Origin of the sequence: Nocardia sp. SYP-A9097, assembly GCF_009649815.1 — a bacterium.
GTDB lineage: Bacteria > Actinomycetota > Actinomycetes > Mycobacteriales > Mycobacteriaceae > Nocardia.
This window is the reverse complement of sequence record NZ_WJIC01000023.1, coordinates 25,228-41,778: the sequence shown is the minus strand read 5'-3', so window position 1 is coordinate 41,778 and position 16,551 is coordinate 25,228. Positions and strand designations below refer to the sequence as shown.

At 66.8% G+C, this 16,551-nt stretch carries 17 protein-coding genes and 1 riboswitch; of the genes, 7 read left to right on the top strand and 10 right to left on the bottom strand.

Annotation, left to right across the window (positions count from 1 at the left end; genetic code table 11):
• Window positions 1-88 precede the first annotated feature (88 nt).
• Window positions 89-1,096 (bottom strand): glucose-6-phosphate dehydrogenase (coenzyme-F420), encoded by a 1,008-nt coding sequence (gene fgd / locus GFY24_RS31590; protein WP_309231577.1) that lies wholly within the window; start codon window positions 1,094-1,096, stop codon window positions 89-91.
• Window positions 1,097-1,422: 326 nt separating this feature from the next.
• On the opposite strand from fgd, the gene GFY24_RS31585 reads away from it, so the two are divergent.
• Window positions 1,423-2,181 carry an HAD-IIA family hydrolase gene (locus GFY24_RS31585; RefSeq protein ID WP_153808834.1) on the top strand — a complete coding sequence of 253 codons (759 nt, stop codon included), beginning with the start codon at window positions 1,423-1,425 and terminating at the stop codon, window positions 2,179-2,181.
• Window positions 2,182-2,193: 12 nt separating this feature from the next.
• Here GFY24_RS31585 and GFY24_RS31580 read toward each other — a convergent pair whose 3' ends face one another.
• The 5 genes from GFY24_RS31580 to GFY24_RS31560 form a co-directional block, all read right to left on the bottom strand.
• Window positions 2,194-2,640 carry a MarR family winged helix-turn-helix transcriptional regulator gene (locus GFY24_RS31580; protein WP_153808766.1) on the bottom strand — a complete coding sequence of 149 codons (447 nt, stop codon included), beginning with the start codon at window positions 2,638-2,640 and terminating at the stop codon, window positions 2,194-2,196.
• The gene (locus GFY24_RS31575; protein ID WP_153808765.1) at window positions 2,637-3,278 is read right to left on the bottom strand and encodes a type 1 glutamine amidotransferase family protein; all 642 of its coding nucleotides are present in this window, start codon (window positions 3,276-3,278) and stop codon (window positions 2,637-2,639) included. The genes GFY24_RS31580 and GFY24_RS31575 overlap by 4 nt, the downstream gene beginning before the upstream one ends.
• Before the next feature lie 47 nt (window positions 3,279-3,325).
• A complete protein-coding gene (locus GFY24_RS31570; protein WP_153808764.1) occupies window positions 3,326-4,540 on the bottom strand; it encodes an O-succinylhomoserine sulfhydrylase in 1,215 nt (404 codons plus the stop codon).
• Entirely contained in the window at window positions 4,537-4,959 is a 423-nt protein-coding gene (locus tag GFY24_RS31565) for a rhodanese-like domain-containing protein (protein WP_309231576.1), read from the bottom strand. The genes GFY24_RS31570 and GFY24_RS31565 overlap by 4 nt, the downstream gene beginning before the upstream one ends.
• A gap of 14 nt (window positions 4,960-4,973) precedes the next feature.
• A riboswitch (SAM riboswitch) is annotated at window positions 4,974-5,089 on the bottom strand.
• 60 nt (window positions 5,090-5,149) lie between these two features.
• Window positions 5,150-5,698 (bottom strand): hypothetical protein, encoded by a 549-nt coding sequence (locus GFY24_RS31560; RefSeq protein ID WP_153808763.1) that lies wholly within the window; start codon window positions 5,696-5,698, stop codon window positions 5,150-5,152.
• Between the two features lie 178 nt (window positions 5,699-5,876).
• Between GFY24_RS31560 and GFY24_RS31555 the strand changes: the two genes are divergently transcribed.
• A complete protein-coding gene (locus GFY24_RS31555) occupies window positions 5,877-7,265 on the top strand; it encodes an FAD-dependent oxidoreductase (RefSeq protein ID WP_153808762.1) in 1,389 nt (462 codons plus the stop codon).
• Between the two features lie 76 nt (window positions 7,266-7,341).
• Window positions 7,342-8,214: an amidohydrolase family protein gene (locus tag GFY24_RS31550; protein ID WP_309231575.1), complete on the top strand. Its 873-nt coding sequence runs from the start codon at window positions 7,342-7,344 to the stop codon at window positions 8,212-8,214.
• Here the strand turns inward: GFY24_RS31550 and GFY24_RS31545 are convergent.
• Window positions 8,201-8,683, bottom strand: a complete 483-nt coding sequence (locus GFY24_RS31545) for a DUF456 domain-containing protein (protein WP_309231574.1) — start codon at window positions 8,681-8,683, stop codon at window positions 8,201-8,203. The genes GFY24_RS31550 and GFY24_RS31545 overlap by 14 nt on opposite strands.
• A 299-nt stretch (window positions 8,684-8,982) precedes the next feature.
• On the opposite strand from GFY24_RS31545, the gene GFY24_RS31540 reads away from it, so the two are divergent.
• Window positions 8,983-10,080 (top strand): CaiB/BaiF CoA-transferase family protein, encoded by a 1,098-nt coding sequence (locus tag GFY24_RS31540; RefSeq protein ID WP_309231573.1) that lies wholly within the window; start codon window positions 8,983-8,985, stop codon window positions 10,078-10,080.
• A gap of 104 nt (window positions 10,081-10,184) precedes the next feature.
• Here the strand turns inward: GFY24_RS31540 and GFY24_RS31535 are convergent, their stop codons facing one another.
• Window positions 10,185-10,412: a hypothetical protein gene (locus GFY24_RS31535; RefSeq protein WP_228566832.1), complete on the bottom strand. Its 228-nt coding sequence runs from the start codon at window positions 10,410-10,412 to the stop codon at window positions 10,185-10,187.
• Window positions 10,413-10,543: 131 nt separating this feature from the next.
• Window positions 10,544-11,089, bottom strand: a complete 546-nt coding sequence (locus tag GFY24_RS31530; RefSeq protein WP_153808759.1) for a YceI family protein — start codon at window positions 11,087-11,089, stop codon at window positions 10,544-10,546.
• Between the two features lie 101 nt (window positions 11,090-11,190).
• On the opposite strand from GFY24_RS31530, the gene GFY24_RS31525 reads away from it, so the two are divergent.
• Both GFY24_RS31525 and GFY24_RS31520 read left to right on the top strand, forming a co-directional pair.
• Window positions 11,191-12,012, top strand: a complete 822-nt coding sequence (locus GFY24_RS31525; protein WP_309231572.1) for a helix-turn-helix transcriptional regulator — start codon at window positions 11,191-11,193, stop codon at window positions 12,010-12,012.
• Between the two features lie 64 nt (window positions 12,013-12,076).
• Complete coding sequence (locus tag GFY24_RS31520; protein WP_153808758.1) at window positions 12,077-14,701, top strand: helix-turn-helix transcriptional regulator; 2,625 nt, start codon at window positions 12,077-12,079, stop codon at window positions 14,699-14,701.
• A 110-nt stretch (window positions 14,702-14,811) separates the two neighbouring features.
• On the opposite strand, the gene GFY24_RS31515 is transcribed toward GFY24_RS31520, so the two are convergent.
• Complete coding sequence (locus GFY24_RS31515) at window positions 14,812-15,111, bottom strand: hypothetical protein (RefSeq protein WP_153808757.1); 300 nt, start codon at window positions 15,109-15,111, stop codon at window positions 14,812-14,814.
• A gap of 114 nt (window positions 15,112-15,225) precedes the next feature.
• Here GFY24_RS31515 and GFY24_RS31510 point away from each other — a divergent pair, with 114 nt between their 5' ends.
• On the top strand, window positions 15,226-16,287 hold the full coding sequence (locus tag GFY24_RS31510) for a hypothetical protein (protein WP_153808756.1): 1,062 nt from the start codon (window positions 15,226-15,228) through the stop codon (window positions 16,285-16,287).
• Window positions 16,288-16,551: the final 264 nt, after the last annotated feature.

Genomic DNA, 16,551 nt, shown 5'->3' with positions numbered 1-16,551 from the left:
CCGCTTCTTCCCTCCCTCCGCTCCTCCGGTGCGCTCCCCCGCTCCACTCAGTCCAGAAGCGGGACGGGCCGCGAACCATGCCGGATGACTACAGCGCGCGCAGACGCGGGGCCAGGTCGCGCTCGAACAGTTCGAGGAAGCGCAGCTGATCATGGCCGGGGGCGTGGAAGACCAGGTGATTCAGGCCCGCGTCCAGGTACTGCTTGATCTGCTCGACGGCAGCGTCCGGATCGCTGGCCACGATCCAGCGCTTGGCGATCTGCTCGATGGGCAGCGCGTCCGCGGCGGCCTCCATCTCGATGGGATCGGTAATGGAGTGCTTCTGCTCGGCGGTCAGCGACAGCGGAGCCCAGAAACGCGTATTCTCAAGGGCCAGTTCGGGATCGGTGTCGTAGGAGATCTTGATCTCGATCATCCGGTCGATGTCCTCGACGGTACGGCCGACCTTCGCCGCGCCCTCGGCGACCGCGGGCATGAGCTTCTCGGTGTAGAGATCCATACCCTTGCCCGAGGTGCAGATGAAACCGTCACCCGCGCGGCCCGCGTACCGGGCCACCACCGGGCCGCCCGCGGCGATGTACACCGGGATGCCGTTCTCGGGTACGTCGTAGATCGACGCACCGACGGTCTTGTAGTACTCGCCGTCGAAGTCGGTGCGCTCACCGGTCCACAGCGCGCGCATGAGATCCACCGACTCGCGCAGCCGCGCGAAACGCTCCTTGAATTCCGGCCATTCGCCCTGATATCCGGTGGCGATCTCGTTCAGCGCCTCACCGGAACCCACACCCAGCATGATGCGATCCGGGTACAGGCAGCCCATGGTGGCGAACGCCTGCGCGATCACCGCGGGGTTGTAGCGGAAGGTCGGGGTCAGCACCGAGGTGCCGAGCATGATGCGCTCGGTGCGCTCACCGGTCGCGGCCATCCACGCCAGCGAGAACGGGGCGTGCCCGCCATTGTGCCGCCACGGTTGGAAGTGATCGCTCACGGTCGCACTGTCCATGCCGTGCTGTTCGGCAGCCACCGCGATCTCCACCAGCTCCCGGGGGCCGAACTGCTCCGCCGAAGCCTTGAATCCGAGCTTGAGGTCCTTCACCGCGCCACTCCTGTCGCCTTGCTGCGCTTGGTTTGTGCGGGCCAACCTCCCGCGCCTGCCGTTCCGGATAGGCCCGGTTTACGGCCCACTTCGCACCATAGTGGCCGCGGCACGGCGTCCTCAGCTGGGCTCACCCCCAAGGTTCGCGGCCCGCCCCGGTTCTGGACTGCGCTCCGCCTCCCCGCGCTTGGAGCGGACACGGGAGCGCAGCGGAGGAGCGGAGGGAGGGACTTCAGGGGCCGCGAACAGCCGTAGCGAAGCGGAGGCAAATTAGACTCTGTCCCGTGACCTCTATCGAAGAACCGATCCTGTCCTACCTCACCGACATGGACGGTGTCCTCGTGCACGAGAACCACATGGTGCCGGGCGCGGACCAATTCCTGGCCGAACTGCGCGACAACGGATTACCTTTCCTGGTTCTGACCAATAATTCGATCTACACCGCGCGTGATCTGCAGGCGCGCCTGCGGCACACCGGGCTCGACATTCCCGTCGAATCCATCTGGACCTCGGCACTGGCCACCGCCACCTTCCTGAAGGACCAGCGGCCGAATGGAACCGCCTATGTCGTAGGCGAATCCGGGCTCACCACCGCACTGCACGAAATCGGATACGTGCTCACCGACAGCCATCCGGACTATGTGGTCCTCGGCGAAACCCGCACCTATTCGTTCGAGGCCATCACCACCGCGATTCGCCTGATCTCGGCCGGCGCGCGCTTCATCGCCACCAACCCGGATCCGACCGGCCCGTCCCGCGAGGGCATCCTGCCGGCCACCGGTTCGGTCGCGGCGCTGATCACCCGCGCCACCGGCAAGGAGCCCTACTACGTGGGCAAGCCCAATCCGCTCATGATGCGTTCGGCCCTGCGCCGGATCGGCGCGCACTCGCAGTCCACCGTCATGATCGGCGACCGAATGGACACCGACGTCATCTCCGGCCTGGAGGCCGGTATGCGCACCATCCTGGTCACCACCGGCATCTCCACCCAGGCCACCGTCGAGCAGTACCCCTACCGCCCGACCGCCGTCCTGAACTCGGTCGCCGAACTCGTCGGCAAGACCAAGGCCCCGTTCGAACTCTGAAAGATCTTGCGGTTACTCGGATTCGATGGCTTCGAGCGCGGCCGACAACGCCGTGAGCGAATCCACGATCCGGGCGAACTGCTCGATACCGAGCTCGGCATTGAGCCGGGCCGCCAGCTTCGCGTGCTGCGGATTGATCCGCCGCACCGCGTCATGACCCTCCTCGGTGATGGCGACGAGTTTGGCGCGCTTGTGCAGCGGGTTCGGCCGGTACTCGGCAAAACCCTTCTGCACCAACAGATCCGCGATGCGCTGCACACTCTGGCGGGTGATGCCCATCTCCCGGGCGATCCCCGCCACCGGCAATGGCTCGTGCAGTACCGCGCCCAGCACCTGCCACCAGGCGGCGGTGATCCCCGCCGGTTTGGCCAATTCCTCTGCGATGGTGAGGAATTGGCCATTCAGCTTGAAGGACGTGATCGCGGCCGTACTGAACAGATCCTGTTCGCTACGGGTCATGACGTCGTGGCCGCGGCGCGGCTCTGCTCATACTCCGCGAGGGCGAAGAATCCGGCCGGATCATTCTGCGCGTACAGCCGGTACCAGGCATCCAAGATATGCGGCTCGAAGATTTCCAGCCGGGCGAAGATGGCGCGCGCGAACTCCACCGGCATGGTGCCGCTCGCGGTAATGAGATCCCCGTCGGTGACAGCGGGCTCGTAAACGAAGCACGCGCCACCCGAATATCCGCTCATGGCAAGGTATTCCGCCGCATTACTGGTATGCGAACGCCCATCCAGCAGGCCCGCACTCGCCAGCCCGAAAGTGGCCCCGCAGATGGCGGCCACCGGCACTCCGGCGGCCAGGAACTCGCGCGCCTTGTCCGCGAACGCGGTCAGCGCCCCGGCCTCCCAGGTGGCCGATCCGGGCAGAATCAGCATGGCGCTGTCGGCCGGGGAGAGTTCGTCCAGCGAGACATCCGGCGTGACCCGCATGCCGCCCATGGAGACAACGGAATCCGTTGTGGCACCGACGGTTCGGACCTGCCACTCGCCGGGCTCACGCTGCCAGAGTTCACGATTGATATGCGCCGTGGCGAATCCGGTCTCCCAATCGGAGAAGGTGTCGTACACGGCGAGATGCACTGTTTCAACCATGACAGCATCCTGTCAAATATGACAGGATGCTGTCAATGATGGTTAGTTCAGCTAAGCGCCTTGTCCAGGTCGCCGAGCAGATCCTCGACATCCTCGAGACCGATCGAGATACGCAGCACGCCGTCCGAAAGACCAATGGCGGCACGGCCTTCCGGGCCCATGGCGCGGTGCGTCGTGGTCGCCGGATGGGTGATGAGCGTCTTGGAATCGCCCAGATTGTTGGAGATGTCGATGATGCGCAGGCCGTTGAGGACCTCGAAGGCGCGCTTCTTGCCCTCTTCGGGTGCGGCGTTCAGTTCGAAGGTCACCACGGTGCCGCCGCCGGACATCTGGGTCTTGGCCAGCTCGTACTGCGGGTGCGACTTCAGGAACGGGTACTTCACCCAGGCCACGGCCGGGTGCTGCTCCAGGAATTCCGCGATACGCAGGGCCGATTCGGTGGACTGGCGCACCCGCAGGGGCATGGTCTCCAGGCCCTTGAGCAGGGTCCACGCATTGAACGGGCTCAGCGCCGGACCGGTATGGCGCATAAGGTTCTTCACCGGGCCGTCGATGTACTCCTGCGAACCCAGGATCGCACCGCCGAGCACTCGGCCCTGACCGTCGATGTGCTTGGTGCCGGAGTAGACCAGCACATCCGCGCCGAGCTCGAAACCCTTCTGCAGCAGCGGGGTGGCGAAGACGTTGTCCAGCACCACCTTCGCGCCCGCGGCATGCGCGAGATCGCAGACCGCGCGCACATCGACCAGCGCCTGCATCGGGTTGGACGGGGTCTCGAAGAACACCGCCTGGGTGGGCACCGACAGCGCCTCTTCCCACTGCGCCAGATCCTCACCGTCGACGAAGACGGTCTCCACACCCCAGCGCGGCAGAATCTCGTTGGCGACAACGAAACACGAGCCGAACAGGCTGCGTGCGGCCACCAGGCGGTCGCCGGCTTTGAGCAGTGCGCCCAGCGCGGTGAAGACCGCGGACATACCGCTTGCGGTGGCGAAACATGCCTCCGCGCCGTCGATCAGGCGCAGCCGCTCCTCGAACATGGCGACCGTCGGATTGCCGTAGCGCGAGTACACGAAGTGCTCGATCTCGCCGGTGAAGGCGGCCTCGGCGGCTTCGGCACTCTCGTAGACGAAACCGGAGTTGAGGAACAGCGCCTCGGAGGTCTCGTCATAGCCGGAGCGGCGCAATCCACCGCGCACGCCCAGGGTGGCGGGGCCGACGCCCTCGGGGAGCGGTCGCTCGAACGAACCACCGGTGATCATGACTGCCTCCACGGCAAACCATCGGCGCGCCAGCCTTCGCTGCCGCGGTGTCCCTGCGCGTCGAGCGCGCCTTCGAAACCCTCGAGAACATTGAAGGACGGCGTCAGGCCGAGCGCGGTGGCCGCGGTGGCCGCACCGATGGAGCGCTGACCGGAGCGGCAGATGAAGATCACCGGCGCTTCCGAGGCCGCATCCCGCTCACCCAGCGCCTGCCGCAGCTGGTCCACGAACCGCGTGTTCTGGGTGCCGCTGGTGTCCACCCATTCGATCAGCGCGGTCGGCCGACCGATACCGCTGGTGTCGGGGACGCCGACGAAGCGCCATTCGGCTTCGGTGCGCACATCGACCAGCACCGCATCCGGATTGTCCCGCAACAACTCCCACGCCTGCTTCGGCGTGATATCGCCCGCGTAGCTCACTTCGACCTCCTGTGAATCCGCACTTGCCGCACCGTTGCCCGATGCGCGGCCAGGTCGTCACCCGGAGCACCCCACCGCGGAGGAGGGTTGCCGACCAGCCAGCCGGGGCTTGACGCTGGTACTCATGACCTGAGTTGAGATTGACCGAAATCGGGGTCACCTGTCAAACCCTGCTCGGCATCGGTACAGGCTAAGAATCGCAGACCAGCCAGAGGCTGCCGGAGTGGGTGAAGTGCCAGGTGGAGGTCGATTCCCTGTCGCCGGTCTTGAAGGTGACCTGAGCGGTCGCCTTGTCCCCGTTCAGGGTTGGATCCGCGAGTTTCACGAAGTCGAACGCGGTCCCGTCACCGGCCTTGGCGGGCGCGAGCGGGGAGCGTTGCTCGTCGAATCCCGAGCACACCACGCGGTCGTCGAGTGTGCCGGTGGCGCTGCGGGATTGGAGGAACTTGCGCGAGGCCAGGGCGAGGCGGTCGGAATCTGTGACATTCTTCTCAACCGGCGAAACCAGGGCGGCCACCACGATTCCGACGACCACCAGCACCAGTACGCCCGCCGCCACCAGAAATGGCAGCAGACTGCGGGTACTGCTCTGATCGATCCGTAAATGCTGGTCGTCGGCGTCGGTCATGGCTCGATCATGCCCGGTCGGGGCGGTGACAGCGACGGCGACACCGGTGCGCCGGGCGGCCGGGCGTTCGTACTGTTCACCGGCACCGGCGCGGGCGGGGGTTCCTCCCACCGATAGAATCAGCACAATTTCCCGCGCGAAAGCGGGAATAGCAGTACCACGCAGCAACGCTGCAGCTTCGGGGATTCCAATGGAGGACTACCCGAAGCCAGGGCGTCAACTTAGCCTAAGCTAAGAAGGACGGCTGAGACTTGACGGCAGAATAGTTCAACCAAAGGGTGCGCCAAGAATGACCGAACAAGCAGCGACCCGCCCGCTTCGTATAGCGATCGTGGGCGCCGGCCCGGCCGGAATCTACGCGGCCGACGCGTTGATGAAATCCGACGCCGACGTGAGCATCGACCTGTACGAGCGGATGCCCGCGCCGTTCGGTCTGATCCGCTACGGCGTGGCCCCGGACCACCCGCGCATCAAAGGCATCATCACCGCCCTGCACAAGGTGCTCGACAAGGACCAGGTCCGCCTGCTCGGCAATATCGACTACGGCGTCGATATCAATCTCGAAGACCTGCAGCGCTTCTACGACGCGGTCATCTTCTCCACCGGTGCGAACGCCGACCGCGCGCTCGAGGTCCCGGGCATCGAGCTCGACGGTTCCTACGGTGCCGCGGACTTCGTCTCCTGGTACGACGGACACCCGGACGTGCCGCGCGACTGGCCGCTGCAGGCCGAGAAGGTCGCCGTGCTCGGCGTCGGCAATGTGGCACTGGATGTGGCGCGCGTACTCGCCAAGACCGGCGATGAACTGCTGCCCACCGAGATCCCGCCGAATGTGTACGAGGGCCTCAAGCAGAACAAGGCACTCGAGGTGCACGTGTTCGGCCGCCGCGGTCCCGCGCAGGCCAAGTTCACCCCTCTGGAACTGCGCGAACTCGATCATTCGCCGACCATCGAGGTCATTGTCGACCCCGAGGACATCGACTACGACGAGGGCTCCGAGGCCGCCCGCCGGCACTCCAAGCAGGTCGACATGATCTGCAACACCCTCGAGCAGTGGGCGATCCGCGATGTGGGCAACCGCCCGCACAAGCTGTTCCTGCACTTCTTCGAGAACCCGGCCGAGATCCTCGGCGCGGACGGCAAGGTCGTGGGCCTGCGCACCGAGCGCACCGCCCTCGATGGCACCGGAAACGTCAAGGGCACCGGCGAATTCAAGGACTTCGACGTCACCGCCGTCTACCGCGCGGTCGGCTACCTGTCGCAGAACATCCCCGCCCTGCCGTTCGACGATCAGGCCGGCACCGTGCCGAACGAGGCCGGACGCGTCCTGCTGGACGAGGACGCCGACGGCGCGGCCCGCTTCATGCCGCAGACCTACGTCACCGGATGGATCAAGCGCGGCCCGGTCGGCCTCATCGGCCACACCAAGGGCGACGCCAACGAGACCATCGCCTGCCTGCTCGACGACGCCGCCAACTTCACCCCGGCCGCCGAGCCGGAGCTGGACGCGGTCACCAAATTCCTGGAGGACAAGGGCGTCCCCTTCACCACCTGGGCCGGCTGGTACCGCCTGGACGCGCATGAGCGCGCCCTGGGCGAGCCCGAGGGCCGCGAGCGGGTGAAGGTCGTCGAGCGCGAGGACATGCTCCGCGCCAGCGAGCCGGACAAGGTGTCCTGACCTACCTGACCTGGCCCAATCCGACAGCTGGACAAGGTCTTCCGCACTTGTCACCGTTGTGAGGCATGCTGATCACGTGTTCGATGCCCATCTCCACATCTTCGACCCGCGGTTCCCGCTGGCCGAGAACGAGGGCTACCTGCCCGACCCGTACACCATCGCCGACTATCGACGCCGCATGCGGCGCTTCGATATCGACGGTGGCGCGGTGGTCAGCGGGTCCTTCCAGGGCACCGATACCAGTTATCTCCGGGCCGCCCTCGCCGAATTGGGCGAGGGCTGGGTCGGCGTCGTCAATCTGAACGAGGACGCCACCGACGCGGAGATTCTGGAGCTCGACCGCGCGGGCGTGCGCGCGGTGCGCTTCAATTTCAAGCGGGCGGGCGGCGATATCGTCGGGCTCACCATGCTCGCTTTGCGCGCCTATGAGCTGGCCGGATGGCATGTGGAGCTGTATATCGACGGGTCCATGCTGGGTTCGCTGGAACCGGTCATCACCAAACTGCCGAAGCTGTCCATCGATCACATGGGCATGTCCGACGAATGCCTGCCGTACCTGCTGAATCTGGTCGATCGCGGGGCCAAGGTGAAGGCCTCGGGCTTCGGGCGGGTCGCCATGAACGCGGGCAGGGCGCTGCGCAAGGTGCATGCGGTGAATCCCGAGGCACTCATGTTCGGATCCGATCTACCGGGCACCCGGGCCGGGCGGCCATTCCTGGACTCCGATATCCGGATCATCTCCGATGCCGTCGGCCATGACCTGAATATGGTGCTGGAAGACAATGCGCGGGCCTTCTACCGGCTGCCCGCCAAGGATCGGCGCATCGCGGATCCCGCGCCGACACTGCCCCTGTTCCGGCCGGGGCCGCCGACGCTGCGACTGAAGCGGTCGGAGCTGCCCGCGCCGCCCACCCTGCCGCTGCCCAGAATCGACCCTAGATCGCTATAGCGGCGACCAGCCAGACACCCGCGGCCAGTAGCGCGCCGAACAATTCCACCAGCATGGACAGGCCGACGCCCTTGAGCGCGTGCACCGTCGACTGCCAGGCGGGCTGTTGTTCGCGCAGCCGCTGCAACTCCGAAACATAAACGCCCAGAACGAATCCCAGGAACAGCCCGACCACCGGCACCACGAAGAAGCCGATAATGCCGAGCACCGCGCCCAGCACGAGCGACCGGTTCGGCACGCCCGCCTCGCGGAGTTTGCGACCCGGCCAGGTGTATTTGATGATGCCGCTGATCACCAGAAGCGTTGCGCAGACCGCGAATACGATCCACGCGGACGCACCGCCGGTCATGATCGCCCACACCAGGATGGCCGCCAGAATCAGCACCACCCCGGGCAGAATCGGCACGATCACCCCGAGCAGGCCGACAAGTATCGCGAGGCCGACCAAGACCTCGCCCGATGCACTCACTGTGAATCCTCCCGCTTGTAATCCCCCGCATTGTTGCTCATGAACACGTCTGCGAGTGGGCTGTAGCGGTGAAGTGTCTCCATCATTCCGGCGCGCTTTCGGCCGGAATCCACCGGAAGCCGCTGATACACAGCCAGTGTGGATCCCGGCCAAAAGCATGCCGGGATGACGGGGGCTACGCCGGGGGCTGTGCGCGGGAGGCCTTGCCCGGGCGCATTGGGCTCGCGTTATTGTCATATCGTCAACACCGGTGCTGTGAGCCGGTGCGCACTTCAGTCGACGATGAACCGAGGTAGGGCGTGAGCACTCCATCCACCGCCAAGCAGGGCCCACTCGCGGGTGTCCGGGTAGTTGAACTGGCCGGGATCGGCCCCGGCCCGCATGCGGCACTGCTGCTCGCGGATCTGGGCGCGGACGTGGTGCGGGTGCAGCGACCGAACCAACTGCCCGGCTTCATGGAACGGCCGCAGTGGCGCGGACGCACCATTGTCGAGGCCAATCTGAAGGATCCGGCCGATATCGAGAAGGTACTCGGGCTCATCGAGAAGGCCGATGTGCTCCTCGAGGGCTTCCGGCCGGGCGTCACCGAGCGCATGGGACTGGGCCCCGACGCTGCGCTGGAACGCAATCCGCGACTCGTCTACGGGCGTATGACCGGCTGGGGCCAGTACGGTCCGCTCGCCGATCGCGCCGGACACGACATCAACTACATCTCGCTGACCGGTGTGCTCAATGCCATCGGCCGCAAGGGTGAACGGCCGGTCCCGCCGCTGAATATGGTGGGCGACTTCGGCGGTGGCTCCATGTTCCTGGTGTTCGGCATCCTCGCCGCACTGATCGAACGGCAGACCTCCGGTAAGGGTCAGGTCATCGACGCGGCCATGGTCGATGGGGCACTTGCCCTTTCGCACATGATCTGGGGCATGAAGGGCGTCGGCCTGTGGTCCGACGAGCGCGGCACCAACCTGCTCGACACCGGTATGGCGTTCTACGACACCTATGAGACCTCGGACGGCAAGTACATGGCGGTCGGCTGTATCGAACCGCAGTTCTACACCGAATTGCTGCGTGGCCTGGAGATCGATCCGGAGGGACTGCCCATGCAGCTCGACCCGAACGGTCAGGATCAGCTGCGCAAGCTCTTCACCGAGAAGTTCAAGACCAAGACCCGCGACGAGTGGTGGCAGGTCTTCGAGCACACCGACGCGTGCACCACTCCGGTGCTGACTTTCACAGAGGCGGAACAGAATCCGCACATTGTGGCGCGCACCGGGCTGATCGAGATCGACGGCGTCGTACAGCACGCGCCCGCGCCGCGCTTCTCGCGCACGCCGGGCGGTATCCCCACCCCGCCGCCGACCGAGGGCACCCCGATCGAAACCGTTTGGGCCGACTGACATTCGGCCCGAAATGCCGAGCGGCGGTACCCGAATCGGGTACCGCCGCTCGGCATTTCGAGGCGGCACCGGCTCGGGGTGCGGCGCCGCCACGATCATGACCGTCAGTTCGACAGGAACAGGTACCAAAGGCCGTCGTCGCCCTGCTGGCAGGCCCAGTTGGTCCACTTGTCGTTGTCGCGGGTGACCTGGACATTGGGGCCGTCGGCCTGGCAGGCGGCCAGGGTCGAGTAGTTGCCCTCGACCTGGACGGTCTCGGCGGAGGCCAGGGCGGAGCCGCCGGCGACCAGGCCGAGCGCGATGGCACCGACCGCGAGGGTGTTCTTCAACATGAGATCGTCTCCTGTTCGTGGCCCGGAATCTCCGTGCCACACATAGGAAACTATTCGGACTATGACTGTTCTATGACCACGAACGCCAGCGGCGGCACCCGAATCGGGTGCCGCCGCTTGGCAATTCGAGATCAGGCCGAGGGCTCGACCAGCTGGATGTCCAGCTCGATGGCGATCTTGTCGCCCAGCATGGCGGTCGGCAGGCCGGCCGCGATATTGAATTCGCTGCGCTTGATGGAGCCGGTGGCGGTGAAGCCGGCGTGCTGCTTCTGGTCGCCGGGGAAGACCTGGACGCCGCCCCACTCGACATCGAGGGTGACGGGCTTGCTCACGCCGCCGAGGGTGACCTCACCGGTGACCTCGAACTCTTCGGCGATATCGACCGGCTCGGTGACCTTGAAGTGCAGGGTCGACAGGTTCGCGGTGTCGAGGATCTCAGCGCTGCGGACGTGGCCGTCGCGCATCTCGTTACCGGTGTCGAAGGAGTCGAGGTAGATGGTGGCCTCGATGGTGACGGCCTTACCGGCCTCGTCCACGACGAAGCCGGTCTCGAACTTGTTGAAGCGGCCGCGGACCTTGGAGATGCCCAGGTGGCGTGCGGTGAAGTTGACCGAGGAGTGGTTGGCGTCCAGGTTCCAGGAACCGGCGGCCAGGCGGGTCTGCTCAGAAGTCGTCATGTCCACCATTCAAATGGACCCCAGTCCGGTTAGCCACACCGTCTTGATCCTGGCACTGGCAGGGCGGGGATAACGGAGCCCGGAACAGGCACTATGGAGAGGTGTCCAGATCCGAATTCGCCGAGTTCCTGATTGCCAGGCGCGCGCAACTGCAGCCCGAAGACGTCGGCCTGCCCGCCGGTCGCCGCCGCCGCACCCCCGGACTGCGCCGCGAAGAGGTCGCCGCGCTCGCCGGCGTCAGCTCGGATTATCTGGCCCGGCTCGAGCAGGGACGGGATACCAATCCCTCCAGCGCGGTCCTCGGCGCGATTGCGGATGCGTTGCGGCTCAACGAGATTGAGCGACATCACTTCGGCAGACTCGCCATGAGCATGGAGCAGAAGGCCAGCTGCCCTTCCAGCGGACAGGCCCGCGAACAGGTCTCCGACACCCTGCGCGCGGTCGTCGACGCCCTGCATCCCACCCCCGCCTTCGTACTCGGACGCTGGCTCGATGTGCTCGCCTGGAATCCGTCCTGGCGGGCTTTCGTCGAACCGCTCGGCCTGTTCGACGAGGCCGCGCACGGCAGCTTCGCCACCTACCTGTTCGCGCACCCCGATGCCGCCACATATATCCGGAACTGGTCAGATGCCGCGGATATGGTCGCCTCGGCGCTGCGAAACGCCCAAACCCGATTCCCGGATGACCGCAGTCTGGAGGCCCGGATCACCGCGCTGCAGCGCCATCCGGAGTTCGATCGGCGCTGGCGCGAACACCTGCTCATCGACTACCGCACCCATGTGCTGCTCATCGAACATCCGCTGCGCGGGCAGGTCGAGGTGGAGATCGAATCCCTGGATCCGCTCGCCGATCTGACCATTCAGGTGTGGCTGGTCGACCGCCGCAAGGCGCATGCGCCGGGATTGCGGCTGGTCAACGAATAAACCATACATTTCAGGCTATTTCGTTCCGCGCGCCCGAAAAGGGTGAGCGGCCTACAGTTGACCCATGGCTCGGAATTGGCCGATGGTCGAACGGGAGAGCGAGCTCGAGGCGATCACCGCGGCGCTGACCGGAAACAAGTTCGTCGGAGCGGTGCTCACCGGCGACGCCGGAGTCGGAAAAACCACCCTGGCACGGCTGGCCACCACCACTGTGAACGGCAGAGCCGGGAACATCCGCTGGGTCGCGGGCACCGAATCCGCGCGCAGCATTCCGCTCGGCGTCTTCGCGCATATGGTCGGGGTCTACACCGCGCATGATCCGGTGACCTTCATGGCCGCGGCCCGCGAGGCACTACTCGCGGACGGGCACACCATTATCGGCGTCGACGACGCGCATCTGCTCGATCAGCTCTCCGCCACACTGCTTTTACAACTCGCCATCGACAAGGCCGCACACATTGTGGCGACCGTGCGTAGCGGAGTACAGGTGCCCGATGCGGTGACCTCGCTGTGGAAGGACGGGCATCTGCTGCGCATCGACCTGTCACCGTTCAGCCAGCGGCAGAGCGTGGAGCTGGTGGAGAACATGCTCGGCGGGCAACTGGAGGGGTTCACCGCCAACCTGATGTGGGAATCGTCCGGGGGGAACGCGCTTTTCCTGCGCCACCTGGTCGAAGGAGCGCTGGAGGCGGGGACGCTGCGGCAGGTCAATGGGGTGTGGCAATTGCGCGGGCGCGCGGCCGTCACCTCGGAATTGGCTGCGCTGCTGGAGGATCGGGTGGAGCAGCTGCCCGAACCGGTACTGCGGGTGCTGGAACTGCTCACCTTCTGCGAACCCATCGATCTGGACGTACTCGCCGAACTCGCGGGCGAACAAGCCGTGGAGACCGCCGAATCACGCGGTGTCATAAGGATTGTCGAGCACGGGCATCAACTGCTGGTGCGGTACAACCATCCACTCTTCGGGGAGGTCATCCGGCGGCGGCTCGGTATCGCCTCGGCGCGGCGACTGCGCGGGCGGCTGTACTCCTCGCTCAAGGAACGGCCGATCAATTCCGCACCGGACCGCATCCGGCTGGCCGAATTGGCTTTGGACAGTGACAAATCCGCGGATCTCGAACTCTTCGAGGCAGCGGCCGCCGATGCCATCGGATTGGCGAATCTCCCACTGGGAGAACGCTTCGCGCGGGCCGCCGTGGAACGACGCGGCGGCGTCGAGGCGGCGGATCTACTGGCGCGGGCACTGCTGTGGCAAGGGCATCGCATCGAGGCCGAACGCACACTCGCGGTATTCGACCCGGATCAGCTGAACGAGGTACAGCTCGCGCGCTGGGGAACCACCCGCGTCTCGAATCTGTTGTGGTCCGTGGGCGATGCCGATCGGGCCGACGAAGTACTGGAATCGGTGCGCAGCCGCGTCAAGCAGCCCAAGATCGTCGCCACCCTGAACGCCCTGGCCTCCGCATGCGCGGTCAACGAGAACAAACTCGACGAGGCGTTCGCGCTCGCCGAACCCGTCATGGCCGCCGACGACTCGCCGCCGTGGGCGGTGTACTGGGCGGCGTTCGGCGGCGGACTCGCCTTGGCGCTCATGGGACGCGGCGAGGCCGCCAGGCAATACGCGGCACGCAGCCACACCGTCGAATCACATATCGACGGGCTCAATCGATTCATGTCCGCACACGCGGAGGTACTGGCGCTCACCTTCACCGGCGATATCGACGCCGCAAGGCGTTGCGCCAGTAGCCCTTACACGTACTCATCACCCGGGCAATACCTGGCGTGGGGCATGACCAAGATCCTGCAGGGCACCGTCGACGTGGCACAGGGCAAGTTCCCGCAGGGCATCGACAATCTCGAGCAGGCACTCGCGGCACTGGCCACCGAGGGCGCGGCCGCCTGGCTGTTCCCCGCGAGACTCCGTCTGGCAGAAGCGTATGCGGCCCTCGGACGCGCCGGCGAGGCCGCCGAAACCATTGCCGCCGCCCGCGAACACGGCGGACGGCACAGCGCGGTGTACGAACCCATGCTGGAGATCACCAAGGCCTGGCATGCCGCGGCGGAAGGCACTGCGACACCGGCGATTCGGCTCGCACTCGGGGGCGCCGACGCCGCCGCGCGCTCACACCAGCACGCCATCGAGGCGATGGCATTGCATACCGCCGCGCGGTTCGGCGATCACTCGGTGGCGGGACGGCTCGCCGATCTCGCCGCGCGCGTGGACGGCCGGCTGGTGCAGGTGCAATCCCGGCACGCGGTAGCCGTGGCCGCCCACGACGGGGCCGGATTGGATACCGCCGCAGCCGAATTCGAGTCGATCGGGGTACTGCTGTCGGCGGCCGACGCCGCCGCGCAGGCCGCCACCGCACACGAACGGGCGGGCGACCGGCGACGGCTGCTGGAATCGGCCGCCACCGCCAATCGGCTGGCCGCCGCCTGCGGTGGGGCGAGCACCCCCGCCCTGCGGCAATCCGCCCAACCGCTACCGCTCACCTCCCGCGAACGCGAGATCGCCAACCTGGTCGCGGCCGGACTCTCCAATCGGCAGATCGCGGATCGGCTCACCGTCTCGGTCCGGACCGTCGAAGGCCACCTGTACCGGGCGTGCATCAAACTCGATGTGACCGATCGCGAGGCGCTGGCCGATCTCATGCGCGGCGGGTCATCTTCCGGCAAACACGGAATCTGACCCGCGACAGCATCTTCAAACAGCTGTTACCAGCAGCTTTGGGATTGCTCTCAAGCATCAACGTCAGATGTCGGATCGTCTGATTCGCATCTGGAACCACCGGTTTTCAATCAGCTACCATCCCCGCCGAGTGGCCGAATCCGGGCCGCGGGGGACAGATCCAATCTGATGAGGGTGGTATCGGCGTGACTCGTCGACATCGAGAAGTGAATACCGGCGTGCGACACGCCATCCGGCCCGCCCTCGGCGCTCCCGGTGGCGGTGGTGCCGCCCGGGCCGGGGCGGGTGCGAACCGCTAGCCCGCGGTACTCGACACGCGGACGCCATTTCTCGACCCGCCGGCAGGTCGCGGCGTGCCGGGGTGCGAGGTTCGCGACTCGCCGTCGGCGCAGGCGAACCGCGCACATCATCGAATCACCTGCTCACCGGGTGTCAGCCCAATGGGCTGCGCGGTTCCAGCCGCACTTGCCAATTCCATACAGCTCAGCAAATCGACTCCAATCTGATGAGGGTGGTGGTTCGACGTGACCCGTCGACATCTCGTGAACACAACCGGTGCGGCCCGCCGCGCCATGATCGTCGGCACGCTCCCGCTGGCCTTGGCCGTGGCCTGCTCCAGCGCCACCGAACCGCAAAGCGCCGCACCGTCATCCAGCGCCACCGGTAACTCCGTGCCCGGCACCGCCACTCCCCAGCCGAACGACTCCGGCACCGGTTCGCAGCCCACCACCCCGCCCGGCAGCACCCCCGCGCCGGGCACCGCCCTGCCGCCCGGCGTCGCCCCGGGCCAGCCCCCCGCCGCCTTCGCGGCTCCGCAACCCGGAACCCACTCCCCCGCACCACAACTCGCGGCTCCCAGCCCGGTGCAGCCCGGCGTCACCGCCCCCGCCGCCGACCACCCCGGTTCCCGCCCCGGCCCCCTGCAGCCCGGCGTGACCACCCCCAACCGCCCGCCCGCACCCCAGGCGGACTACCCGGTCCCCGCCAACTACCGCCCCATCCCCCAACTGGAACCGGCTCCGCCGGTCAACCTGCAGAGCCTGCACGCGCCGACGATCGTCGAACCGGTGGCCCCCATCGCCCCGCCTCCGCGCACCCTGCGGCTGGGTGATTTCACCGCGCCTGCTCCGGCGGATGTCCCGGACCAGGTCCTCGACACCGTCAACACCGCGGCCGCCGGCACCGAGGCCACCATCGCCACCGGCTTCAACTCGATCGGCATCAACCCGAGCCGTTCCGACCGCATTGCCGCGGGCACCCTCGCCGGAGTCGCGGCAGGCGCAACCGCCGGAGCGCTCGGTGCGGGCATCCCCGCCGCAGTCGTGGGCGCGGTCCCGGGCGCAGTGGTCGGCGCTGTCATCGGCGGCGTTGCGGGCGGCGCGCTCGGCAGCATCGGAGCGACAGTCGTGCCGTGGACGGCTCCGATCGATATTCCGGGCGGTATCGCGGGCGGCGCCCTGATCGGCGCCGCGGTGGGCGCCGCCGCCGGAGCCGTGGCACTCGGCATCCCCGCAGCGGCCATCGGCGGCGCCGCAGGCGGTATCGCCGGCGGCGCGGTCGGCGGCTTCCTCGGCGCCGCCTTCTAGCCACCCGCTCTTCCCCGGCCACCACTATCGACACACCGGCTGTCGCGGCCAGCAGCACCGCAGGTGCGGGTGTCGGCGGAGCCACGAGAGCCAGCGTCTGAGCAAATCCGAACTTCTCGGCGCGGCCCGCTACCCGGGACAAGTCCCGCCGAAAGCGCCCGTGCCCGGCGAATCCGCTTGGCACGGGCGCTTTTTCATGCCACCCGAGCTACCACCACGTTCGAGGCCGTGCAATCACCCTCGTCATCCCGGCGCGCTTTTGGC